23 protein-coding genes are annotated in these 23,960 nt (G+C 44.7%); 8 read left to right on the forward strand and 15 right to left on the reverse strand.

Features of this window, described 5'->3' with window-relative positions:
• Positions 1 to 44 precede the first annotated feature (44 nt).
• The 5 genes from ACQ4XT_RS04125 (at position 45) to ACQ4XT_RS04145 (ending at position 6,670) form a co-directional block, all read left to right on the forward strand.
• On the forward strand, positions 45 to 368 hold the full coding sequence (locus ACQ4XT_RS04125) for a PadR family transcriptional regulator (RefSeq protein ID WP_446852625.1): 324 nt from the start codon (positions 45 to 47) through the stop codon (positions 366 to 368).
• Positions 361 to 1,539: a chromate efflux transporter gene (chrA, locus tag ACQ4XT_RS04130; RefSeq protein WP_446852626.1), complete on the forward strand. Its 1,179-nt coding sequence runs from the start codon at positions 361 to 363 to the stop codon at positions 1,537 to 1,539. The genes ACQ4XT_RS04125 and chrA overlap by 8 nt, the downstream gene beginning before the upstream one ends.
• A gap of 129 nt (positions 1,540 to 1,668) precedes the next feature.
• Positions 1,669 to 4,464: a sensor domain-containing phosphodiesterase gene (locus ACQ4XT_RS04135; protein WP_446852627.1), complete on the forward strand. Its 2,796-nt coding sequence runs from the start codon at positions 1,669 to 1,671 to the stop codon at positions 4,462 to 4,464.
• A 4-nt stretch (positions 4,465 to 4,468) separates the two neighbouring features.
• Positions 4,469 to 6,103 carry a thiamine pyrophosphate-binding protein gene (locus tag ACQ4XT_RS04140; RefSeq protein WP_446852628.1) on the forward strand — a complete coding sequence of 545 codons (1,635 nt, stop codon included), beginning with the start codon at positions 4,469 to 4,471 and terminating at the stop codon, positions 6,101 to 6,103.
• 93 nt (positions 6,104 to 6,196) lie between these two features.
• Positions 6,197 to 6,670: a PCYCGC motif-containing (lipo)protein gene (locus ACQ4XT_RS04145; RefSeq protein WP_446852629.1), complete on the forward strand. Its 474-nt coding sequence runs from the start codon at positions 6,197 to 6,199 to the stop codon at positions 6,668 to 6,670.
• A gap of 66 nt (positions 6,671 to 6,736) precedes the next feature.
• On the opposite strand, the gene ACQ4XT_RS04150 is transcribed toward ACQ4XT_RS04145, so the two are convergent.
• The 7 genes from ACQ4XT_RS04150 to ACQ4XT_RS04180 form a co-directional block, all read right to left on the reverse strand.
• The gene (locus ACQ4XT_RS04150; RefSeq protein WP_446852630.1) at positions 6,737 to 7,117 is read right to left on the reverse strand and encodes a VOC family protein; all 381 of its coding nucleotides are present in this window, start codon (positions 7,115 to 7,117) and stop codon (positions 6,737 to 6,739) included.
• A gap of 89 nt (positions 7,118 to 7,206) precedes the next feature.
• Entirely contained in the window at positions 7,207 to 7,959 is a 753-nt protein-coding gene (locus ACQ4XT_RS04155) for a sulfite exporter TauE/SafE family protein (protein WP_446852631.1), read from the reverse strand.
• A 19-nt stretch (positions 7,960 to 7,978) separates the two neighbouring features.
• Entirely contained in the window at positions 7,979 to 8,362 is a 384-nt protein-coding gene (locus tag ACQ4XT_RS04160; protein WP_446852632.1) for a hypothetical protein, read from the reverse strand.
• 96 nt (positions 8,363 to 8,458) lie between these two features.
• Positions 8,459 to 8,965, reverse strand: a complete 507-nt coding sequence (locus ACQ4XT_RS04165) for an RNA polymerase sigma factor (RefSeq protein ID WP_446852633.1) — start codon at positions 8,963 to 8,965, stop codon at positions 8,459 to 8,461.
• 33 nt (positions 8,966 to 8,998) lie between these two features.
• Entirely contained in the window at positions 8,999 to 10,993 is a 1,995-nt protein-coding gene (locus tag ACQ4XT_RS04170; RefSeq protein ID WP_446852634.1) for a DUF6449 domain-containing protein, read from the reverse strand.
• A complete protein-coding gene (locus ACQ4XT_RS04175) occupies positions 10,968 to 11,867 on the reverse strand; it encodes an ABC transporter ATP-binding protein (RefSeq protein WP_446852635.1) in 900 nt (299 codons plus the stop codon). Before ACQ4XT_RS04175 ends, ACQ4XT_RS04170 begins: the two co-directional genes overlap by 26 nt.
• Positions 11,860 to 12,237, reverse strand: coding sequence for a GntR family transcriptional regulator (locus tag ACQ4XT_RS04180; protein WP_446852636.1), 378 nt, complete (start codon positions 12,235 to 12,237; stop codon positions 11,860 to 11,862). The genes ACQ4XT_RS04175 and ACQ4XT_RS04180 overlap by 8 nt, the downstream gene beginning before the upstream one ends.
• A gap of 214 nt (positions 12,238 to 12,451) precedes the next feature.
• Here ACQ4XT_RS04180 and ACQ4XT_RS04185 point away from each other — a divergent pair, with 214 nt between their 5' ends.
• On the forward strand, positions 12,452 to 13,252 hold the full coding sequence (locus ACQ4XT_RS04185) for a DUF2935 domain-containing protein (protein ID WP_446855581.1): 801 nt from the start codon (positions 12,452 to 12,454) through the stop codon (positions 13,250 to 13,252).
• Positions 13,253 to 13,334: 82 nt separating this feature from the next.
• On the opposite strand, the gene ACQ4XT_RS04190 is transcribed toward ACQ4XT_RS04185, so the two are convergent.
• A complete protein-coding gene (locus ACQ4XT_RS04190; protein ID WP_446852637.1) occupies positions 13,335 to 13,931 on the reverse strand; it encodes a flavin reductase family protein in 597 nt (198 codons plus the stop codon).
• Between the two features lie 137 nt (positions 13,932 to 14,068).
• Here ACQ4XT_RS04190 and ACQ4XT_RS04195 point away from each other — a divergent pair, with 137 nt between their 5' ends.
• A complete protein-coding gene (locus ACQ4XT_RS04195; protein ID WP_446852638.1) occupies positions 14,069 to 15,484 on the forward strand; it encodes an alanine/glycine:cation symporter family protein in 1,416 nt (471 codons plus the stop codon).
• A gap of 190 nt (positions 15,485 to 15,674) precedes the next feature.
• Here the strand turns inward: ACQ4XT_RS04195 and ACQ4XT_RS04200 are convergent, their stop codons facing one another.
• Together ACQ4XT_RS04200 and ACQ4XT_RS04205 are read right to left on the reverse strand one after the other, a co-directional pair.
• Positions 15,675 to 16,256, reverse strand: a complete 582-nt coding sequence (locus tag ACQ4XT_RS04200; RefSeq protein ID WP_446852639.1) for a cell wall hydrolase — start codon at positions 16,254 to 16,256, stop codon at positions 15,675 to 15,677.
• A 137-nt stretch (positions 16,257 to 16,393) separates the two neighbouring features.
• On the reverse strand, positions 16,394 to 16,831 hold the full coding sequence (locus ACQ4XT_RS04205) for an OsmC family protein (RefSeq protein ID WP_446852640.1): 438 nt from the start codon (positions 16,829 to 16,831) through the stop codon (positions 16,394 to 16,396).
• 208 nt (positions 16,832 to 17,039) lie between these two features.
• On the opposite strand from ACQ4XT_RS04205, the gene ACQ4XT_RS04210 reads away from it, so the two are divergent.
• Complete coding sequence (locus tag ACQ4XT_RS04210; RefSeq protein ID WP_446852641.1) at positions 17,040 to 17,621, forward strand: CDP-alcohol phosphatidyltransferase family protein; 582 nt, start codon at positions 17,040 to 17,042, stop codon at positions 17,619 to 17,621.
• A 13-nt stretch (positions 17,622 to 17,634) separates the two neighbouring features.
• Here ACQ4XT_RS04210 and ACQ4XT_RS04215 read toward each other — a convergent pair whose 3' ends face one another.
• The 5 genes from ACQ4XT_RS04215 to ACQ4XT_RS04235 form a co-directional block, all read right to left on the reverse strand.
• Positions 17,635 to 18,498: a Crp/Fnr family transcriptional regulator gene (locus tag ACQ4XT_RS04215; RefSeq protein WP_446852642.1), complete on the reverse strand. Its 864-nt coding sequence runs from the start codon at positions 18,496 to 18,498 to the stop codon at positions 17,635 to 17,637.
• Between the two features lie 814 nt (positions 18,499 to 19,312).
• On the reverse strand, positions 19,313 to 20,269 hold the full coding sequence (gene uvsE / locus ACQ4XT_RS04220; protein WP_446852643.1) for a UV DNA damage repair endonuclease UvsE: 957 nt from the start codon (positions 20,267 to 20,269) through the stop codon (positions 19,313 to 19,315).
• An 839-nt stretch (positions 20,270 to 21,108) separates the two neighbouring features.
• Positions 21,109 to 22,050 (reverse strand): NERD domain-containing protein, encoded by a 942-nt coding sequence (locus tag ACQ4XT_RS04225; RefSeq protein ID WP_446852644.1) that lies wholly within the window; start codon positions 22,048 to 22,050, stop codon positions 21,109 to 21,111.
• A gap of 87 nt (positions 22,051 to 22,137) precedes the next feature.
• Positions 22,138 to 22,962, reverse strand: coding sequence for an aldo/keto reductase (locus ACQ4XT_RS04230; protein ID WP_446852645.1), 825 nt, complete (start codon positions 22,960 to 22,962; stop codon positions 22,138 to 22,140).
• A 113-nt stretch (positions 22,963 to 23,075) separates the two neighbouring features.
• Positions 23,076 to 23,915 (reverse strand): SAM hydrolase/SAM-dependent halogenase family protein, encoded by an 840-nt coding sequence (locus tag ACQ4XT_RS04235; protein WP_446852646.1) that lies wholly within the window; start codon positions 23,913 to 23,915, stop codon positions 23,076 to 23,078.
• Positions 23,916 to 23,960 lie beyond the last annotated feature (45 nt).

Genomic DNA, 23,960 nt, shown 5'->3' on the forward strand with positions numbered 1-23,960 from the left:
TTATCGTATATTGATATCGGAATTCGATATAGGAGGTGCTTCCCGTGCTCAGAGACTTTTTCTTAGGTTCAATTAAAATCCACATTCTCTATCACGCAAGCATTGAACCCATCTATGGAGCGTTTCTTATGGAAGAGCTTGCTTCCCACGGCTATGACATCAGCCCAGGAACCCTCTACCCTACCCTGAAGCAGCTCCACAAAGACGAATTGCTTGAGAAATACGAGGAAAAAGTGGAAGGAAAGATTAGAAAATATTACGTCATAACGGATAAAGGAAGGCAAGTGCTTGCTGAAGGTAGAGAGCAAGTCCGTGAGCTGGCGGAAGAAATCTTAGGAAAAGATTGGAGGAATTTCAGTCATGAGTAAACCCAAAGGTTCTCTCTTGGAAATATTTAAAGCATCAACAAAGCTTGGATTTACTTCATTCGGTGGTCCTGTGGCCCACCTGGCTTACTTCAAGGATGAGTATATCGATAGAAAAAAATGGCTCGATGATAAAACCTACGCGGACATCATTGCCCTTTGTCAATTTCTACCCGGACCCGCGAGCAGTCAGGTTGGAATTGCCATTGGTATGCTCCGTGGTGGGTTGCTTGGCGGAATCATCTCATGGATCGGTTTTACAGTACCATCGATTATCGTTCTCGTTCTTTTTGCTCTGTTATATCAATCGTTCGACCTCTCAGATGCGAACTTCATTCACAGCTTGAAGGTCGTAGCAGCAGCTGTCGTCCTGCATGCATTGATTGGTCTTGGAAAAAAACTGACGCCGGACCGGCCTCGGATTGCCATAGCGTTAGTGTCTGCACTTATTTTACTTCTTTACCCATCCGCCTGGATGCAATTGTTGATCATTCTCGCTGCTGGGTTATTCGGTTGGAAAATGTTTTCAAGTATGGTGGAATCTAAGATCCAGCCATTTCCTGTGACGTTTTCGAAAAAAGTCGGTGTCGCTTCTCTAGGCGTATTGGTCGCTCTTCTTGCCTTTTTACCGATTCTTGCAAGAAACACCGAAAGCATGCTGATTCAACTATTCGATACGTTCTTCCGTGTCGGTTCCCTCGTCTTTGGTGGCGGTCATGTCGTCTTACCGATGCTTGAACGTGAAGTGGTGCCGACCGGATGGCTGACAGCGAATGAATTTCTTGCCGGTTATGGAATGGCACAGGCGGTTCCAGGACCATTGTTCACATTCTCCAGTTACCTTGGTACGATGATTGAAGGCATTGCAGGTGCCCTTGTGGCAACCGCAGGTATTTTCCTTCCCTCCTTCTTGTTTTTGATGGCGGCTCTGCCATTTTTAAACGAACTCAGAAAGCGTCCGGCCTTCCAAGGCGTTCTTACAGGCGTAAACGCAAGTGTTGTCGGCATTCTACTTGCTGCTTTTTATGACCCTGTGTTGAAAAGTTCGATTATAGATGGAGCCGACTTTGCTCTTGCTTCCATTCTTTTTGCTCTTTTACACTTCTTCAAAGTCCCAGCCTGGGCCATCGTTTTGATTGGTGTCGGTGCCGGCGCTATTTTGAATTTATTGTAAGAAAACAGGCGCAAAAGTCCCCTTTTGTGCCTGTTTCTTTGTTTTTTTGTAAAATTTACGCTTCAATTGCAGGAAGTTCGTTATAATAGTCGAACTTTATCAAAATATGACAACTATGGAGGTTTTTCAATGGCTGAAGAACAAACTAGATATTCACGTCTCGCACAAATCACACAGCTCATCAATACCGAGCATGATTTACGCGATGTATTAGAACACGTGGTCACAGCCATATCTGAAGAAATTATGCGGTGCGATTCTGTCGGCATTTATCTGCCGCGAGAGGATGGTACTTATCAAGGCTATGTCGGAAAACCGGCCTTGATCAATGGAATGACACTTGATATGCACATCGTTGACCCGGAGTATGATCTCCTCGCGAAAGAGGTCATCGAAACAAGAAAAACCATTTACATACCCGATACATCCAAAGATGATCGTCCAGATCAACGGGCCATCCATGCGTTTAAAATCAATTCACTGCTCGTCGCCCCGATTTCTTATGAAGATGAACTCTACGGCCTCGTGTTTTTATTTGATTATGGGATACCGATGAATTTGACAGAATCAGAAATCGAATCCGTGAAAGCATACGTCAACATGGCCGCTGTCGCTATCAGAAATGCAAACAACCTGACACGTAAAGAGAAATTGATCAGCGAAAAACAACTGCTGCTCAATGTCACCCGTGACCTTTCCTTATGCTCTTCTTTACAGGAAGCGTTGGATAAATGCTTCTATTATTTAGGAGAAGTTCTGGATAACCCAAATATCGGTGCCCACTTCATTGACCCCATTGCAGAACACAAACTGAAACCTGCAAGTCTGAGTAAAGAAAGCGAGTGGACGGAAGAAGACTGGAAAGAAACTCACCAGAAAGTCCAATTTAACCATAGGGAGGATCCTGTTTTCCAAGAAGTGATTCATACGAAGACCTCCATTCTAGTCCCGGATGTTTTTGAAGATCACCGGACGAACAAGGCGATCTGCGAAAAGTTTGGAATGAAAGGCTTATATATGATCCCTCTCGTCTCACTTGGAGAAGTGCTTGGTGCGATTGCCATCGTGAACTTGAAAGAATCCGGTCAAGTCTACTCTGACTCCGCCCGCCAATTGGCTGAATCAATCGTAGATACAACCGCACCCGTCCTTTTCAACCTGCTCTATATGGAGAAGCAGGAAATGATTATTCAGGACCGCACATCGGAATTGATTGAGAAGAATGATGAGCTGGAAGAAGCCATTTCGGAACTGACGCAGATCAGTCGCGAAAAAGACTTGATTCTGAATTCTGCGGGAGAAGGAATTTTCGGAATCGACCTGGATGGGCATATCACCTTCGCCAATCCTTCCGCAACCGAGTTGTTGGGGTACGATAATGAAAAGGAAATCATAGGGGCTCCTTATTTCCATATCTTCGATGATCAAAAAACATTCCTGGAACATTACGAACAAAAGGACGGGCATGCAGACAAAGATCACTTTTTCTTTAAAAAGTCCGGGGGTACTTTCCCCGTGGAATATGTCATCACCCCTAAATTAGAGAACGACCTTACCACGGGTTATGTGGTCACTTTTAAAGATGTAACCTCAAGAAAACAAATGGAAGAAAAAATTAAATACCACGCCTATTATGACAGCGTGACAAATGTACCGAACCGTGTGCTGTTCCAGGATCGACTCAATCAAGCTCTTCAATATGCGGAACTGGCAGATAAACCGATCGCCATTCTTTTCCTTGATCTTGACCGCTTCAAGAAGATCAATGATACATTCGGCCATAGCTTCGGGGACAAGGTCCTCCTGAATGTGGCAGAACGTCTCCAAAAAGCAGTCCCCAACGGAGCGACCGTCTCAAGACAAGGCGGGGACGAATTCATCATTCTCCTCCCGACGATCGAGCGGGAAGAAGGAGCTGTGAAATGTGCGAATAGAATCCTCGAAGCCTTCCATGCTCCTTTTGTGATCGAGGATCATGAAATATCCATCAAAACAAGTATCGGGATCAGCCTTTTCCCTGAGAACGGGGACACAGCTGAGACATTGATTAAACATGCGGATGTCGCGATGTACAAAGCAAAAGACCTGGCCGGTAATCAATATCAGCTATTTTCACCAGAAATTGAGAGCCGAACTTTTGAACAGATTCAGCTTGAAAATGACCTTTTCAAAGCATTACAGAAAAATGATGAGTTTGAGCTGTATTTTCAGCCAAAATTTGATGTACGCACAGATAAGCTCATTGGTATGGAGTCGCTGATTCGGTGGAATCACCCACAGCTCGGCACCCTCCCTCCCGGCCAATTCATTCCTCTCGCAGAGGAAACCGGCCTCATTACAAACCTTGGAGAATGGGTCATACGAGAAGCTTGTCAGCAAATGAAAAGATGGGTTTCTTCTGGTTATACGGAATTGATCGTATCCGCTAATTTATCTCCTCAACAATTCAATCAACAGAACCTTGTGCTTACGGTGGCTGAGATACTAAAAGAAACCGCCCTACCCGCTAAGCACCTTGAGCTTGAACTAACGGAGAATTTAATCGTTCATAATACGGAGCACACCTTAAAAACGATCAGCCAATTGAAAGAACTCGGTGTCCAAATTTCCATCGATGATTTCGGTACCGGCTATTCTTCGCTTGGCTATTTAAAAGATTTTCCTGTCGACACTTTGAAAATCGACAAATCTTTCATTAACGATGTCACAACGAATCGGAACAATGCGGCCATTACTAAAACCATCATTACCCTTGCCGACAGCCTGCAGCTCAACGTGATTGCAGAAGGGGTTGAAAAAGCTGATCAGGCCGCTTTCCTTGCAGAGCACGGTTGCCATTGGATTCAAGGGTTTTATTACAGTCATCCGCTGCAAGCAGAAACATTTGAAGATCAATTTCTAAAATCAATGATAAAAAGGGGATAAGGCTATGAAATCTGTTCGCGCTGTGTTGGATTATTTTGTTGCTGGTGAGGTATCTTATATTTTCGGAATACCAGCTGGATCTGTAAATGCTTTCTTTGATGAACTTTATGATACTCCTTCCATCACACCTATCGTGACTAAGCATGAAGGTGCCGCGTCTTATATGGCAGCTGCTTATGCAAAATATTCAAACTCCCTCAGTGTTTGTATCGGAAGCAGCGGACCAGGAGGAACAAACCTTGTGACAGGGGCAGCGAATGCGATGCGTGAACATCTCCCTGTCCTATTTTTGACAGGAGCGGTTCCTGTTGACACGGTTGGTTTGAACGCTTCTCAAGAATTACATGCCGACCCGCTCTACCACTCTGTCACGAAATACAGTCAGAGGGTCGATCGTGCAGAAGACCTGCTTCCCGAAATTCACAAAGCCGTGGAAATCGCTATGACAGGAGTCCCCGGCCCCGTCCACATTGCCATGCCGATCGATGTTCAACTGACTGATATTCTAGAACCAGCCATTCCTACGTTCCCACAACGAACGCCATTGCTTCCGACAGATGAAGTTGTCTTGGAAACAGCCAAGACACTCGCATCAAGTGAAAGTGGCTTCCTATTCGTAGGACAAGGGATTCGCGGAGCCGTGGATGATGTTCTTGAACTAGCTGAAACCTTAAACTGGCCGATTGTCACAAGTCCGCAAGCCAAAGGGTTCATACCAGATAACCACCCTCTGAAGAGAGGAATTTTCGGTTTTGCCGGACATGAAGAGGCTTCCGATCTGATCAATCATGGAAAAGAAGAAACGGTGCTTGTGCTCGGATCAAGTCTCGGGGAAACAGCCACGAACAATTGGAACCCAAATATCATAAAGAACCGGACTCTTATTCAAGTGGATTATGATGCGACCGTTTTTAACAGAAAATACCCCGTCGACCAGCCGCTTCATGGAGACATCGATGTAACGGTTTCTTCTTTAATCACAGCCTTAAACGGGTTAGGCGTTAAGCGCGCACCTCTTCCTGCTTTGGATTTCACAGTGCCTGATGTAACCGAAGAGTTTAATTCGCAAAACGTCTTATGGTCCCTTCAGGAAAAGCTGCCTGAGGATACTCGTTTCACAATCGATATTGGTGAATTCATGGCTTACGTCGTCCACTACATGGGAGTGAAAAGTGAAGATTCCTTTGATATCAACGTTCATTTTGGAGCGATGGGAAGTGGAATCGGTAGTGCCATTGGAGCAAAACTGGCAGACCCAGAACGTCCAACCGTAAGCATAACGGGGGACGGCTGTTTCTTTATGCACGGTATGGAACTTCTGACAGCGAAAGAATACGACATCCCTGTTCTATTTATCGTCATGAACAACTCAAGACTCGGCATGGTCCATCATGGACATACCCTTCAATACAAACGCGCCCATGAGCGCTTTGGACAAGAAGAAGTCAACATCTCCCAGATGGCTGCATCACTCGGAGTGCCGAATGCACGCATTGAATCCATGGAAGATCTCAATGACGAGAACTTATCAGCGATTCTAAACACCGAAGGGCCTGCTGTCTTGGAGGTAGCTCTCGTTGATGATAACGTCCCTCCTATGGGCGACCGCGTGAAATTCCTATCTTCTTTCGGTAAATAAATGTGACTGATCGACGAACTTTATAGAAAAGCATTGAAACTTCATGCCACCCTCTTTATGATGAAACTATCAATATGAAGAGGGTGCCTTTTTATGAAAAAAACTTTATTCCTAATCCTGACACTTTTGATCGGTACCGCGCTATCCGGATGCTCTTCGGAATCCGAAGAGGAAGCACATATCGAACACGTTAACGGCGACATTAGAGAAGAGACAGCCTCTGTGACGACACTTCCATCATTCATGGATGAAAAACCACAGGAAATGCACGACATCTATATGGCTGCCGCCCAGAGCCAAGAGTTGCTTGAGAACATCCCATGCTACTGCGGATGCGGCGAGAGTGTAGGACACCGGGACAACTATGACTGCTTTGTAAACAAAACCAATGAAGATGGCAGCATTGTCTGGGATGACCACGGCACAAAATGCGGCGTTTGTATGGAGATTGCCGCACAATCGATCATTGATTATCAGGAAGGCAAATCAATAAAAGAAATCCGCGAAAAGATCGACTCCACCTACGAAAATGGCTACGCAGAGCCAACACCGACGCCAGCTTTATAATTAAAAAAGAGACCAGAAAACTCTGGTCTCTTTTTGATTTCTCTATGATTCAATTGAACTTCTCTCTTACTTATTTTCCATGACAGCAAAGTAGTGATCTTCATTGTCCGCAAAGTTAAATACCCTGCCCGTCGGCATTTGAACAATTTCTCCTACGGTCACTTTTTTATATAGCAGATCACGATGTAGCTGCTCAAAATGATCGGTGAAAAACATTAAGGAAGGTGGAGCAAGGTTGAGGTCTGGAGACATCTTTGCAACCACTTCTTTATTGTGAAGGACAATCGTTGTTTCCACTCCCTCCTTGGGAGCAACCTCAATCCATCTCATTCCTTCCCCATTATTCTCTTCAGAAATCACCACGAACCCTAATTTCTCTGTCCAAAAATTTACGGCTTCATCCTGGTCATTCACATACACCATAATTTGACCTACTTTACTAAGCACAATTCTTCACTCCCTACCAGTGATCCTTTCCTATTCGCTAGTTGGAGTGGGAATCCCTCTTATTATAAAAGTCTTTCAGCAAACCATTTTTATGTAAAGAAAAATAATCGGATCGCCATGGCAATCACGGCGACGATCAGGAACCTTTGAATACATTTGTCTCCGTGCTTCACCGCAAATTTACTGCCTAAAAACGCTCCGATGCTTGTCCCAACAGCCAGTGTAATTCCGTAACCCCAATGGATTTGATCATTGACGACGAAAACCACTAAGGCTGACAGTGTGTAAACAGCAACGACAAAAACCTTGATACTATTTATCTTCACTAGAGATAAACCTGTCACTAAGGTCAGTGCTGCTATGATCACAAAACCTACCCCTGCTTGGATGAATCCTCCATAGACACCTATTAAAAAGAAAATTAGAGCCAAACCTATCTTTTTCAACGAGGAGTCCTGGCCGCTTGCCGCGGACAGTTTTTTGTGAGGTTTCCATATCATAATCACTAAAACTACAATCATCACAATCGATAGGATACGGTTGAATAGGTCATCCGGGATATTCACCGCAATTTGTGCGCCAACAATGGAACCAATGAGAGCAGGTATCGCTAGTAGAAGACTGAACTTGCCATCAAAATAGCCATCTTTACGATAAGAGATAATGGCGACAATGTTCTGTGCCATCAACGCAATCCGGTTTGTACCATTGGCTACAGCGGAAGGCAGGCCAAAGAAAATGAGTATGGGCAGCGTTAAAAGCGACCCTCCCCCTGCGATGACGTTAATGAAGCCTGCTCCAATCCCTACCCCTAAAATAGCGAGAAAAGATAGAATCGTCACTTTCTCCCCTCCTTTCTATTTAATCGTTTGCGCCTGCACGATCGATATAATCGGCTACTTCATCCAAGTTCGTCGTTTCCAACACAATTCCTTCTTGGTCCAAGATAAAGTAAGTCGGGAAGTTTGTGATTTCTTTTCCATGAGCTTGAATGGATGTTTCTTTCTTCACTTGAATATCCACCTGCGTAAGGTCGATGGCTTCATTCGCCTGCATTTTTGCTACAAGATCATACATACGTTGATATTCCGGATCAGCATCTCCTTCAGTCGGAACCTTCTCCACAAACGCTTGAAAGTGAATGTCCCCTTCCCTCTCAGGTAAAGGCAGGGACTGTTGGTTACTCTGACACCCCATCAACAGGAACAATAAAAGGATCCAATACCAAAGATACGTCTTCTTCAAATCATCCACCTCCTTCTTGCTCTATTATCATACAAAAAAATATAACATTCATCGTCAAAAAAAGCAGAACCTCCGTTTTGAGGATCTGCTTTTTCATTACGCTGTAAAATAATGGTGCCTTTCTTCTCCCAGCTTCCCCTTCATGGCCTGCCTTGCCCGGTGAAGTCGTGATTTGACGGCCGCCTGTGTAATTTGAAGCGTTTGGGCGATTTCCTTTTCCTGCAGTTGTTTATCGTAACTTAGTTGAAACACCGCTCGAAGCTTAGGGGATAATGTGCTGATCCGCTTCTTGATGTCTTCTTCTAGGTGGCGGCATTCACAAATGTGCTCGACATCCGAATCCGCGTTTTCATAGACAGGTTGAGGTACCGGCACCTCTTCGATTGGCAAAAGGACGGCCTTCTTTTCTTTACGTAGAAGATCGATTGCTTTCCGGTGAGCGATGGTGGAGAGCCACGCCCCCACCTTCCCTTCTTCACGGATTTCATCAAGTTTATCGTACGCTTTTATAAAGGTTTCCTGAAGGATATCTTCCGCTGAACAAGGGTTCTTTGTCACTTTTAAAGCTGTGTAATAAACACGATGATAATACTGTTCATACATCTCACAAAAGTCCATCTTCCTGTATCTCTCCCTTTATTCGAAGTGTTCCATTATAAAGTTCGGGGCTTCCCCTTCATCGAAGCTTAAGAGGGCGTACTCATTGGTGTTACGTTCATCAAAGTAGAAAGCAACAATATACTTCCCATCTTCTTGGTTCTCTCTCCCTTGCAGGAGCGCTTCAACATGATTTTCATCAGTAATCTCAAGAGGTTCTGCATCCACTTCTTTCAACTGATCAAACACGTAATGAACATAGTCATGAGCAAAATCACGTTCCTCGGGCCACTTGTAAACTTCGGTTCGCTGTATGTCTTCTGCTTGAATCATCATTGGTTTATAAAACCCTTCCTGTTTCATCCATTCAACAGTATTTTCAAACGAAGGGTAAATTTGAACATGATAAGGGTTCTCCCTCATTCCATCGACAGTAAAGGATACTCCTGAAGACAGTCCTCGTGGTGTCACCATCTGTTCATAGGATAGTTGACCGATATCCTCGTTTATTGCTTCCATAAACGCCGAAATTTTTTCAGGATCGTAAAGGTCTTCTCCTCCTGGTCTGGTTCCAGGGTGAATCAACAAATGATCGATGTTTGAAGGGTCAAGACCTAAGACCGGATATCGAATATTCTTGTATTCTTCCGTTTCATACACAGACTTTTTCTCTTCTCGTACGGCCTCTTCATCTACCCGGTACTGACGGTAAACTTCACTTCCATCCTCGAGCTGATAGACGAAGAAGAAATAGTCTTCTCCACGACTTAATGGATCACTGACTTCTATGAGTTGTTCATGAAGCTCCAAGGAAGACTGGATGGCCTCTTCTGACGTAATGAAAGGAATCTCCGTATTTTGATCAGTAAGTTGTTGGTAATGCCAGTAACCGCCGCTGATGTAGACTTTCTCAACTTCACTTTGTGCTGGGATATAAGCCTCGTAATTCTTCCACAGAAGCGGAATGACTGCGACCAGGATTCCTGCACCCAAGCCATAGCCAACCCACCGTTTAAAGTGTCTCCAATTGAAAACTCTCCAGGTCTTTTCGAGCAGCATAGTAGCTGCGGCAAACCCGAAGGTGCCTCCAATCACATATCCTGCGATCATCCAGCTGTATGCATATTGAGAGACCGTAAAGTACATTCCACCGAATAAAGCGAAACAGAACGTTACACCGAATGTAAACACAGGATTCAAAGCACTTACAGCAAGCGCACGGCCGGCAGATTCGATCGGACGTTTTTTATACAGATACAAGGACACCCCATAAAAAGCAACTGCGACGAAACCATAGATCAACAAAGCAATCATTTCAACTGGAACCTTCACTTGGTCAGGGCCATAACCTCCGAACTGCAAAAGGTCCGCGAGGGGTGAGAAGTATTGAAAGGAACTTTCCAGAACCATGTCAGCCGAATATCCCTTGATATAAGTACTAAGGTGAAAGGAAATTAGCGCATACAAACCAGCTGGTAAGAACAATAGGATATAAGTAAGAATCCCCTGCACCGCTGACAAGCCGGTAAGAGTTCCAACAAAAACCCCAGCCATGAAAATAAGAATCGACATGGTCGCAAATAACCAAAGCCAATAGCTTGCATTAGTCATGGTATAGTATTCCGTCACATCTGTTACTCCACTTGCGATGAGGAGAATCAGATAGTTTAGTAGAATCGGCAAAAGTAAAAGAATCATGCCGGAGAAAATATGATGATTAAAAAGTTTCCCTCTTCTCATTGGAAAACTATGAGCAAAATTTGAAGCTCCCTTCACGTGTAGATAACGGAATAAAAAAACCGCCATCAGAAGAGGCATCACTAGCAGAAACAAAACCTGAAGCTCAAAAGCGAACACTTGACCGAATAAACCGCGATCATCAGTGATTATTGGTTCTTCTCTGCTTAATTCCATAAACAGCTGCATCGGAACAATGAAAAACAACCCTAAAAAGTAAACGATACTGATCCATCCGACATTTCGGAAATCCTGCTTGATGATCTCTCTATTAAACGAGGATGTTTTCGAACGCATACCCTACACCTCCCATTTCATAGATAAAGATTTCCTCAAGCGTAAGTGGAAGCCTGTCATAGACGAGCGGGCGGTGTTTTTTGATTTCAGCTGAAATGTCAACTTCTCTTCCTCTGACAATCAGCAACCAGACACTGCCCCGTTTTTCTTTGTGAAGAATATCCAGATCTGCTTCCTCCGGATGGAAGGAATGATCATCGAAAGCGACCTGGATTTTATGGACATCAGCTTTCAAATCATCTAAATCACGTTCAAGAAGGATTTCTCCTTTATGTAGAATTCCGACATGGTCACAAATATCTTCGACTTCCCTTAAGTTGTGGGAAGATATTAAAACGGTCATCTCCCGTTCAGCCACATCCTGAATGATCAAGTTGCGGACTTTCTGCCTCATGACAGCATCAAGTCCATCGAATGGCTCATCGAGAATCAAAACATCAGGCATCGCCGACATCGCCAGCCAAAAGGCGACTTGACGCTGCATCCCTTTAGAAAACTGACTGATTTTCTTTTTATCATCCAGTTGAAAGACATTCTTTAATTTTTCATATCGTTCTTCGTTCCAACTGTCGTACATGGAACGGTTATAATCCGCCATTTGACGCGTCGTGTACTGAGGCAGAAAGTAGAGACTGTCCGGAATGAAAACCATCCTTTGTTTGACGGATTCATTCTCAAACACATCTTCCTCCAAAACATGAACCTGACCACTGTTCTGTTTGAGAATACCAGTAAGGATCCTCATTAGTGTTGTTTTCCCTGCACCATTGGAACCAAGAAGACCGTAAATGGATCCCTTATTTACACGAAAAGAAACATCCTTCAAAATCTTGGTTCGATCAAACGATTTGCTGACCGTATGAACCTCAATCATTCTGCTGACCTCCTTCAACTTCACGGAGAAGAGCTGCGATCTCTTCTGATGTCATTCCTAAATAAATCGCTTCCGCAAACAGCTTCTTTAACTCTTCTCTCACTTTTTTCAACTCCTCTTCATTGTCGACTTTTCCAGAAGAATGTACGAAGCTGCCCTTCCCCTTTAACGAGTAGATATACCCTTGCGTCTCCAACTCACGATACGCTTTCTGAATCGTATTTGGATTGATCGTCAACTGTTGGGCAAGTTCCCTCACAGAAGGTAGTTTTTCGTCTTCTTTCAGAACGTCATTGATAATCAGTTGCTTCAGCTTTTCCACGAGCTGCTCGTAGATCGGCTTGCGGCTCCTGACGTCCAACTCAAACATCCAGCCACCTCCAACGGTGTGTTCTATCTGTATTAACTGTATTATTACTCCTAGTACAGTAGTATATAGGAGGATCTTCCATTTGAGAAGTCCCTTTTTTTATTTTTTCCAAAGACTCTCAAATTCTGCTCTTGAAAACATGACTCTTTTCATGAAAAAAACAAAGTTTGAATAAGATGAAAGGGATGACCTAAGAAAAAGAGGGTGATTGAACGTGAAGGACTATGCAGAACAAGCAAATTTCGAGCATCTGTTCTGGTTGCAAATTCTTGGAGATCACGCCCGTTTTATACGGGATTCTTTGTACGCTTCCGAAGAGGAAACATTAAATCAAGCGCGGGATTATGTCACTCAATGGGATGATCTTTTAAAAAAAGTTCGTGGTAGCAAAGTTCAGGACATGGTTGGGTTTTCAAAGCAAGTCGGTGAAGAAACAAGGGGATTTCACAAGTTTAAACTCAACCTGATTGAACGTTCTCTTTTTGGTAAAGTAAAGATCCATTTAAGCCCGACCTTCCTCAACCACATGGTCAATGAAGTAGAAGAGTATTTGCTTGTGCTTGGTTTTTTAGGAAAAGGGGATGTTCCTCCGTTATTTCATGAGCTGCACCACCACATGCTGTGGTTGATGGATGCTTCAGGACATGCAGGAGCCATCCACGATGAAATGGATGCTGTGGAAAAAAAGCTTAAGGATAAAAGTGATACGTTCCGGCAACATTTCGATCAGTTCTACATAAAAGCCGTGGAGATGAAAGGGTATCTAAGAACAAATCAACACTCCTTTCCTGCCTTGAGACGATTGAACAATGAAGTGGATCTGGAAATGAAACTCTTCCGCACATTTTTAGATGAATTAGAAGAGATGGAAATAAATGAGGTCGTACTCGGAACTTTCTCCCCCCTCATGGCTGACCACATGGCAAGAGAAGAATGCTACTACCTGTACAAATTAGCAGAAACCACAAATGGCGAATATCCAACCTGCGATCCTACTAAACCCCGGGTGGAGTGAATTGCCATAATCTGTATGACCTGGTACACCAGTAAATGTAAAAAAGCCGCAGAGCCTTCAGTAATGGCTTGCGGCTTTTCTTTTATTTGGGAAGGTCGTCGTTGGGGAGTGAAAAGAAATCACGGATGTAGCTGTAATCTCCAGCCATTCGGCCGAGAGGCTTCATTTCATGCGGATCCACTTTGTCTTTTTCTACATAAACGTGATCTTGAATGTGGTAGCCGACCAACCTTCCTAAAACCAAATTCCCTTCACCGATTTCGATCACTTGATCGAGCTTACATTCCATGTGAATGGGTGATTGTTTCACTCTTGGCACGGAAACAAAATCCCCGTCTTCGAAATCTGTACCTGCCACCTGAAACTCATCGACATCAGGACCATACCTTTTACTGCTTTCATGCATCTGATTAGCTAAAGATTCTGAAACGACATTGATAATAAACTCCTTTGTTTCTTTAATGTTTTTCAAAGTGTCTTTATCTCTGTCCGCACTCCCTACAGAAAAACATAGCGTGATCGGATTCATGGAGGCTACCGTAAAAAAACTGAACGGAGCCAAATTTCGTATGCCATTCTCGCTTAATGTCGAGACCCAGGCAATCGGACGCGGCACTACTGCCCCTTTAATCAACTTACTCATGGAACGATTATGAAATTCTTCTTTACCAATAATCACCTGATATCCCTCCTCTATCTCTCTAGTGTATGGCTTTATCTCCTAACTCTCATCTTCCCTGCTCAACTTATGCGTTTAACATTATATGTAAAGGGAATATATGGGTATCTTACAGTTTGTCGAAAGGGGATCTTTCATTGGGAGATTTATGGAATAGTATCAAAGAGGGGATCACCACGATTTCCGACTTTTTATGGACGTATCCATTAGCAATCATTTTAATCCTTGGCGGGATCTTCCTTACCATTCGAATTAAGTTTTTCCAATTCCGCTTTTTTGGACACGTTCTCCACCAAACCATCGGGCAAATTTTCAAGAAAACGAAAAAGAAAGGAACCATCACTCCATTCCAGGCTTTCACTTCAGCATTAGCCTCTACAGCAGGGGCAACAAATATCGTCGGAGTACCTGTCGCGATTTCTTTAGGTGGACCAGGCGCTTTGTTCTGGATGTGGCTGGTCGCATTAATCGGAATGGCCACAAAGTATAGTGAAATATTATTGGGCATGAAATACAGGGAAAAGAACGAGAAAAACATTTGGGTCGGAGGACCGCAATATTACATAAAAAAGGCCCTGGGTTGGAAGTGGGTCTCCACCGCCTTCGCGTTCTTCCTAATGATTGAGTTAATTCCGAGTACAATGGTCCAGTCCAATTCCATCGCTACTCAAACGGAGGGTGCTTTCGGGTGGCCTGTGGAAATTACCGGGATCGTCATGTGTGCAGCGATTGCCATCGTCGTTTTTGGCGGCATCAAAAGGATTGCCAAGGTCACCGATAAGATGGTGCCAGGCATGGTTCTCATTTACCTCGCTGTCTGTCTATACGTCATTTTTGCCAACATCGATCAAATCCCCAACGTATTCGGATTGATCTTCACCCACGCTTTCACACCGATATCCGCAACTGGTGGTTTTGCCGGTGCTGCCGTTGCCCAAGCGTTACGCTGGGGAATTGCGCGTGGTCTGTATTCTAATGAAGCAGGTCTCGGAACCGCATCGATTGCCCACGCGGCAGCAAAAACAGATCACCCTTCCCGCCAGGCGTTATGGGGGATCTTCAGCGTATTCGTTGATACCATTGTCATTTGTACCGTGTCTGGTTTGACCGTCCTTGTCACCGGCGCATGGCAGGAAGTCGGTGGCAGTGATGCATCGAATATGATCAACGTGGCAATTGGCTCTGAATTCGGAGATGCTTTCGGAGGAAGTTTCATTACAGTATTTTTACTCTTTTTCGTTATTACGACCATCGGCGTCCTCGTTTTTTACGGGGAAAAACAAGCGGAATACCTGTTCAGCTTACGGGCGGCCAAAATTATGCGGATCGTCTACATCGCAGCCGTATTTGTAGGAGCAATTGGAGGACTGCAATTCGTCTGGCAGTTCCTGGACTTAATTTTAGCCTTCGTTCTGCTCACAAACATCATCCCTTTACTGTTCCTGCATAAGGAAATTGCTGCTTTAACGGATGACTATATAAACCGTGTGTACAAAAAGCGCACGAAGAAAAGAAAGGTCCAGCTGTTTCATGAGGAAGAAGATGCGAGTTAAACGTATCGTTTTTAAAAAGGAGATTCCTATCTAGGAGTCTCTTTTTCCTTCTTTGACCAACTGTTCCTTAAGCGAATGGAATATATTGTAATGATCGCGTGCATATGGAGCACCATTCGCCTTCGTACGATCCATTGTAAAAAAGGGCACAAAAAAACAAGCACCTTCATAAGGTGCTTGTTCAGATGGTTTATCTTAAGAAAACGTGGTCGCCGATGACTGTAGTCACTTCTTTGCTGCTCAAATAGTCACTTTGCGCTTTATCAGGGTTATAGAAAAATAGAGACTCTCGGTCGAACCCTTGATAAGCAACAGCTTCATTAACCGCACGTTTTGACTCAGCGCTTGCTGGCTGATTAATTGTCCCGTTAAGAACAGGAGAGAATTGAATGCCGTCATAGATTACGCCATTCAATGAATCTGGGAAAAGGTCACTTTCCACACGGTTCAAAACAACTGTGGCAACCGCAACCTTACCAGCGTAGCTTTCACCTTTCGCCTCCGCTTCTACTAGACGGGCCAGTAAATCTTTTTCAGAAGCACTAAGCGCCACAGGAAGCTGCAATTGCTCCCCAGGGTAAATTTCTGCATTCTCTTTATTGTTCATCGCCTGCAATTGTTGAGCAGAAACGCCATGTTTCATAGCAATTTTATAAATAGAATCGCCCTTTTGGACGGTGTGAGTATTGGCATGTGCAAAACTTTCGACAGGGAAGGAGAAAGCGAGCAAACTTACGGCAGCCAATCCTGTCAGCAAGAATTTTTTGAACATTTATCATCTACCTCCTTATCTGGTTCCCTAATAAGGTAACATAGGAGGAATGAGCGATTCATTATTAATTCTTTCCATCGTTTCCAAGGAAATTCCCAACATAAAAAGAGGCCCCTGAAGGAGCCTCTTCGCATTCGTTACGCTTTTTGCCAATCGACATTTAGTTTAATTCCCGCCGCTTTCAAGGTCGTGAAAACAGGGCAGCGTTGATCGACGATTTCCTGAAGTTCTTCGATCCGTTCCTGGGATTCCGAAGTTTCTACGTCCGCTTTGATATTCACCGTGTCAAAGTACGGCTTTACATCCGCCGTTCCCATTAACCCGCGCATATCCAATGTTCCATTGATATCAAAGGAAATACTTTGGAGATCGAACGACATTTCCTTCGCGACCATTTGAGCAACGACCGTTTCACACCCTGCGAGCGAACCTAACATCGTTGCAAGAGGATCAGCACCTTCATCTGTTCCTCCCATTTGCTTCGGTTCATCAATCGTAAATGAATGTTTTCCAGCCTGGATCTCCGATTTCATCCCTTGGGAATTACTCGTGATTGATACTTTATGTTCAGACATGTCCGATTCCTCCTTGTTGTTCGTTACAGGGATACTATACACCCTGAACATTTGTTACAAACCCCATGTGCTCACCAATGTAATCTGGCTTACATAAGAAGCAGTTTTTTTCGATTTGCAGGGAACGTGTGCTATCGTCTAAAGGGAGAACAATTAGGGTAAAGTGGTAACAAGACGTTGTTATTATTTGCTAAAGCAGGTGTTTTTTATGCTCGATACACACGCAAGAAAATTCGTTCAGCCGTCCATCGAACGTACCGCTTCTTATTTTCTGCAAAAAGGTCGAACGGCCAACGAAATTACAGTGCTCGCCTTGTTCGTCGGGCTTGCCACAAGCGCACTTTATGTGCTCGGTTTTCCGATTTTAGCAGTTGTATTTTTGTGGCTTTCCGGATTTTTAGACGCCGTTGATGGGACGATGGCTAGAAATACAAAAACCTCCCCTTTCGGAACCGTGATGGATATTACATTCGACCGAGTCGTTGAAATCGGGATGATTGTCGCCATTGCTTATGTTCATCCAGAGGTTTTATGGCCGCTTCTCCTTCTCAGCGTTTCCATTATCGTTTCCATGACCATCTTTTTAGTCGTAGGGGCCGTATCGGAAAAGGCAGGAATCAAATCCTTTTATTATCAAGCAGGACTAGCGGAGCGAACAGAAGGATTCGTTCTGTTCAGTGTGATGCTCTTATTCCCATCATTCCTTTTCTGGTCAACGCTTTTGTTCTTTGCGATTGAATTGTTTACAGGATTCCAGCGGTTCATGGAAGCCAAACGGATATTAAAATAAAACCCACCTTGGCTTATGTAACCACTAAGCCGAGATGGGTTTTTGCTTTTTCTGCATGGATGGATAATACTTGGTCCTTTTTCAAATAGCCTTCCTTTTTTAAACGACTGATTTCCGTACTCGTCGTTTCCCTTGTCGCCCCGATCATCGTCGCGATGTCCTGATGAGTCAACTTCATCTCAACGGTCTGCCACTCCTGATGACGGCGGCCGCTTTTTTCGCTTAGCATGAGCAGCAAATATAGAATTCGTTCCCGCACCTCACCCAAAGCAATTTTCTCACTTCTCCTGTAAAAATCGTTCAACTTTGACGAAAGCAACTGAACGAGACGAAGAGTGATTTTCGGGTACTTTTCCATAAATCGTTCAAACTCTTCCCGGCTCATCAGACAAACATATGTATCGGTCATTGCCTCCGCGTACATTTCATAATCCGTCAGGGTCAGCGTTGAAGCCTCGCCAAATAGATTCCCGTCTTTCAAAATGTCGAGGGTGAACTGTTTCCCTTCTTTATTTGTCCGATATAATCGGATTTGACCTTTTTTCAATATATATAAATGCTCAGCTGGGTGTTCAGGAGAGAGGATGACTTCACCCTTCCCTACTTTTTTCATTTCACTGATCGCATCGACATCCATCAGCTCTTCTTTTGTTAATTCTTCAAATAAATTCACTTCGGATAAGAGGGTCTGTTTATCCATCATTCCACCCCTTTCGGTTAAATTACCCACTACGAAAAATCCCCAATCCCTTGATATGACTGAAGAAAAAACAAAATAAAAGTAATGTTTCATCCGTTGTTTTTCTTCCTCGGATTCTTCAAGTTTTTTCAAAAGTGATAGGTTAAATTTTTTCTGAGGTTCTTGTTGCTCAAGCATTTGGCTTTGCTGTTAAATCATTTTATCGATTTCACTCTCGATTCGTGATCTCTTTCGTGATTTTATTATCGTTACCCTTTCATCATAAGAATTTTAACGATAAAGAACAATTATTTTCGCCTTTTTGGTGAAATGTGATTGACAGCAGCGCGGAAAGTGGTTCCAATGGTTGTGAGCTCGAGTAATATCCACTTTCCAAGAAGATCTGAAATGGAAAGGAAAGTGATAAAGAGCGAAGGAAGGAGTGATTTCTAAAAAAAATAAATTTTCTGTTTTTCTCTCTAGGGAATCGGAATCCAGGGAGATATAATGAAAGGGAAATAAGCAGAGAGGAGGAAGTTCAATGGAATTCGAGAAAAACAAAAATGGATTCAAATTCAAGATGTCGAAAGAATTCTTTAAGATTTTAGTGTATGGAAGTGGCGCGGGGTTATGGATGTTTTTTGGAATGTGAAAATGGAAGGTACAGGCATACCTCCCATCTTCGTAGCTCGTATGAACTTTATGTAGTATGAGTGTACCACAGATTTATTTGCAGGAGGTGGAGGAATTCCACCTCTTTTTAATGATTATTTATAAACTGAAAACGTTACGTTTGAAGTTTCCAGATCGGATGAAGTTACTTCATTCAATCTGGATTTTTTAACTAGAAGGAGTGCAAATGAAATTGTAGAATTCTGTTTGATATTTTTCAATAAGCTTTTTATAGATTTTGTGCCATTTTTTTCTTTGGTTATTGGATAATAAGTGACATGAAAATACTTATATTTTCCACTCCCAACAATATACTTGATTGGAGCATGCGCATGCAAAACTAAACGTCCAAAGTCGCTTCCCCTACACGCTTCACACCACGAATGCTTGAGAAGTCTTCGACAAGCTTCCCTAGGGCGCGGTCCTTTTCTTTCGCTTCAATCATAAAGTCTACAGGGGTGCCGAGAGCCTTCAATTCTTTCAGGAGAGGACGAATGAAATCAGCATCCACAAAATCGGCATGACTCCTGTACGCCTTTTCCGACTTTGGCGACGAAATGTGAATCTTCGGCGGGAGACCAAGCCTGTCCCACGTTTTATAAAAGCGCGGCAGAATGTCAGACAGTGGCTCATTTTCCGTGTGATTGGCCATGTAATGATGATAGTCGAACATCATTGGGATCTCTTCTTTCTCACAGACCTCAAGGGTTTCCGTTGTCGTATAGGTTTTATCATCATTTTCAAGAGTCATCTGTTTCTTGATTGGACCTGGGAGCTTCTTAATATTTTCATGAAAACGAGCAACGGCCGCTTCTTTATCTCCGTACGCTCCTCCTACATGCAAGTTGATATGTGATTCGTTGTGAAGCCCCATCGCTTTAAGCATCGCATAGTGGTACTCCATATCCTGGACGGCATTGTCTGTCACATGTGGACGATCACTTGTAAAAAGGGTGAATTGGTTCGGGTGAAAACTTGTCCGCATGTTATGTGCTCGTACCAGTTCGCCAATTTCCTCGAAAAGATGGCGAAAAGGCTCGATGTAATCCCACTCCACCTCATCATGAGTCGCAAGGGGAATGATGGATGAAGAAAAGCGGTACAGATGGATCTCTCTCGCAATGTTGTAATGGATGATTCTGCGAGTGCGCTCCAAATTCATTTCCGCAATATTGTGGAGCTGCTTTATGGCTGCTTCATGGCCTAATTTTTTATAACGTGCAAACGTCATCGTCTTCGCAGGTGTCGCCTCCCATAGATCGAGCGCATGCGATACGTAACCAAACCGGATGATCATACAAAAGCTCCTTTACCGAAAAAGTGATACCTTTATGTTCCCCATATTTGTCGGGAATAACATAAGGGTCGGTTTGTGGAAGGTTTGGAGGCCGGGTATTCGTACCTTGCGCGCGACTCGCTCTTCCTGCGCGCGACTCGCTCTTCCTGCGCGCGACTCACTCTCCCTGCGCGCGACTCACTCTTCCTGCGCGCGACTCACTCTTCCTGCGCGCGACTCGCTCTTCCTGCGCGCGACTCACTCTTCCTGCGCGCGGCTCGCTCTTCCTGCGCGCGACTCACTCTTCCTGCGCGCGGCTCGCTCTTCCTGCGCGCGACTCACTCTCCCTGCGCGCGACTCGCTCTTCCTGCGCGCGACTCACTCTTCCTGCGCGCGACTCGCTCTTCCTGCGCGCGACTCACTCTTCCTGCGCGCGACTCACTCTTCCTGCGCGCGACTCACTCTCCCTGCGCGCGACTCACTCTTCCTGCGCGCGACTCGCTCTTCCTGCGCGCGACTCACTCTTCCTGCGCGCGACTCACTCTTCCTGCGCGCGACTCACTCTCCCTGCGCGCGACTCGCTCTTCCTGCGCGCGGCTCGCTCTTCCTGCGCGCGGCTCGCTCTTCCTGTGCGCGACTCACTCTCCCTGCGCGCGACTCACTCTTCCTGCGCGCGGCTCGCTCTTCCTGCGCGCGGCTCGCTCTTCCTGCGCGCGACTCGCTCTTCCTGCGCGCGACTCGCTCTTCCTGCGCGCGGCTCGCTCTTCCTGCGCGCGACTCACTCTCCCTGCGCGCGACTCGCTCTTCCTGCGCGCGGCTCACTCTTCCTGCGCGCGTAAAGTGGTACCCAAGCTATTGAACTAGAGTACATACCTAACATATCTTCCTCCACCTACAGTAGACTTTGCATATGCAGACAAAATCCGGTAAACAACATGTCTGGAGCTTATCCTTAAGAAATCCTGTCCTTCTCTAATGCTCATTGTTTTAGAAACCAGAATAGCATACTCTTTAAGGGCGAGTTCATAAGCATTGAGCGAGTCACAACCGCAATGCTTACACTTCCATCGCCTAGGTGTTTTCCTCATGAAATACTTGCCACACTCAGGACACCTCACGCCTTTCTGTAAATCGGAATACTCCAAGTTGAATCGCTTCATGTATTTAGGGACAAGCTCTTGATGAGCGTCAGCAAGCGCACGCCCGACACGCATCATATCAGCCTGAGTCAGAACTTTCTCCTGATAAAACTCCTTCTTCCTTTCAATCGCACCGACCAACGATGTAGCGCGTATCACTTTCTCATGAATACGAGAGTCTGAAGAGTCAAATTCAAGTACGCACCTTCGATTCGTAAAGACAACTAGAAAATCGACCGGCACACTAAGCCCCATATGCCTCAGCAACCATTCTTCGAGCAAATCTTTTTGCCGCTCTGCCTGCTCCACGGGATCCTGAAATCCTTCCAGATCGCGACGCATTTCTTTTTTCTTGCGGTTAATGGATATTTGACCTTTCATGTTTTTAGATTCAATGATCAGTATGAATGTAGGGAACAAGATTAGAGTATCGATTTGGAAAAAGTGGTGGCCATCATAAAGGCGGAGATTGTGAAGGAAGGAATAAGGTTCTTTCAAGTAGTCGAGGTGAAAATCGAGGAATTGTTCGCCGTTCCAGCCTGCTTGTTTGTTGGAGAGCATTTCTTCCACTTGGGGGATTACAGGGTGATGAACTTTGAGGCGACGCAGCAGCATTTCTAAATGGTTAATATCAGGCGGGGTGACACGGGGTTTTATGATCATGAGTAAGCTCCTTTCTCCTTTATTAAAATGCATCCTACCCCCTTTGTCCATAAAAAAGACTGCCCCCAAAGGGCAGTCTTCCTCTATTTATCGTACGTTCATTTCAGATGGTTTCGGGCCTTTACGCTCGCCGCGGTCCAACTTATTGATCGCAGCCATATCGTCAGCTGTCAGGTCAAAATCAAACACGTCGAAGTTTTCTTCGATACGTGATGGTGTGACAGACTTCGGAATGACGACCGTGTCATTCTGCAGGTGCCAGCGGATGATGACTTGCGCTGGTGTTTTGCCGTGCTTTTCAGCGATGGACTGGATGGTATCGTTTCTCAATACTTCTCCACCTTGCATCAGCGGGCTCCATGCTTCAAGTAGAATGCCATTGTCACGACAGAAGTCTTTCAGTTCGTTCTGTGCCAGGAATGGGTGGCACTCGACCTGGTTGACCGCCGGCTTCACTTCACACTCGTCAAGCAGACGCTGCAAGTGATCGATATCAAAGTTACATACGCCGATCGCTTTGACTTTGCCGTCTTTTTGCAGCTGTTCAAGCGCTTTGTATGTTTCTACGTAATCATCATATTCTGGTGTAGGCCAGTGGATCAAATAAAGGTCCACATAGTCTAAACCAAGTTTATCGAGGCTCGTTTCAAAAGCCTTTAATGTATTTTCAAATCCCTGGTCTGTGTTCCAGACTTTTGTCGTAATGAACAATTCGTCACGAGCTACATCACTCTGGCGGATCGCTTCACCGACTTGTTTTTCGTTCCCATAAATAGCAGCTGTATCAATCGAACGGTAGCCTGTTTCAATCGCTTTTGTAACGGCTGGGACCGCGTCTTTTTCTTCGACTTGCCAAACACCAAAGCCTAGTTGAGGCATTTCAATGGTGCTATGTAGCGTAACTGTCTTCATTGATCATTCTCCTTTTCTCGTAAAGGTTTTACATGGGTAAGTGTAGCACAGCGAATCCCCACAAGCTTTTATTTTGCTCATGGACATAAAAAACTCCCCGCAGAAGCGGGAAGCTATTTTTCAAAATGGATGGTCCAATTCGAACCTGTACGTATATTGTAAGCCCTGGCAAATGAGCCTTGGTTGATGGCCACCGCTAAGTTATCAAGACTGTTCACATAGACGAGCGGTTCTCCTTTATGAGTATCTGCAAACGAGCGACCGAAAGTCATGGAATTATGATAAACTTCATCTCCATTATGCAGAATAGACACGTTCAGCGTATCTCCGTAATGAACCCCCATCTGCTTGAAAAAGTCCCTCGGAATGTTCGTCCACAGGTTGCCAAAACGGATATCGAGGATATCAATAATGCCTGAGACCCTGGATTCTTCAACATCAGGATCTTTGACGGAAATACGCTCAATGGAGCCTGGATCAAGGGCAGGTCCTACTTCTTCAAAGGTGATGACCCCGGCTGCCAGACGTGCCCCGGTATAGGCATACACATCTCTGCCATGAAACGTGTAGGACTCTCCGGACCTTGGCAGGCGGTTCACTTTTTCATCGATTTCCCTAACCTCAACGATTCCTTCGGTCCGGGCGATATGGGTCAGTGTTCCATTATCCGGGGTAATGACAAAATGGCCGGATCCTGTTTTCACACCAATACTCTTTCGCGTCGACCCTACGCCGGGATCGACGACAGAAACGAATACCGTCCCTTCTGTCCAGTAAGCCATCGTCTGCCACAACCTGTAAGACCCTTCCCAAATATTGAAAGGTGGGATGTCATGCGTCAAATCGAAGATCGACAATTGATGATCTACAGAATGCGCCACCCCATGCATGGCACTTACGGCTCCATCACTGATTCCAAAATCTGATTGCAAAACTAACGCTCTCGTCATCATACCCCCACCTTTTTCATTAAATAATGAATATTCTAACATATAAAA

Source organism: Halobacillus sp. 12SKB (assembly GCF_052941655.1).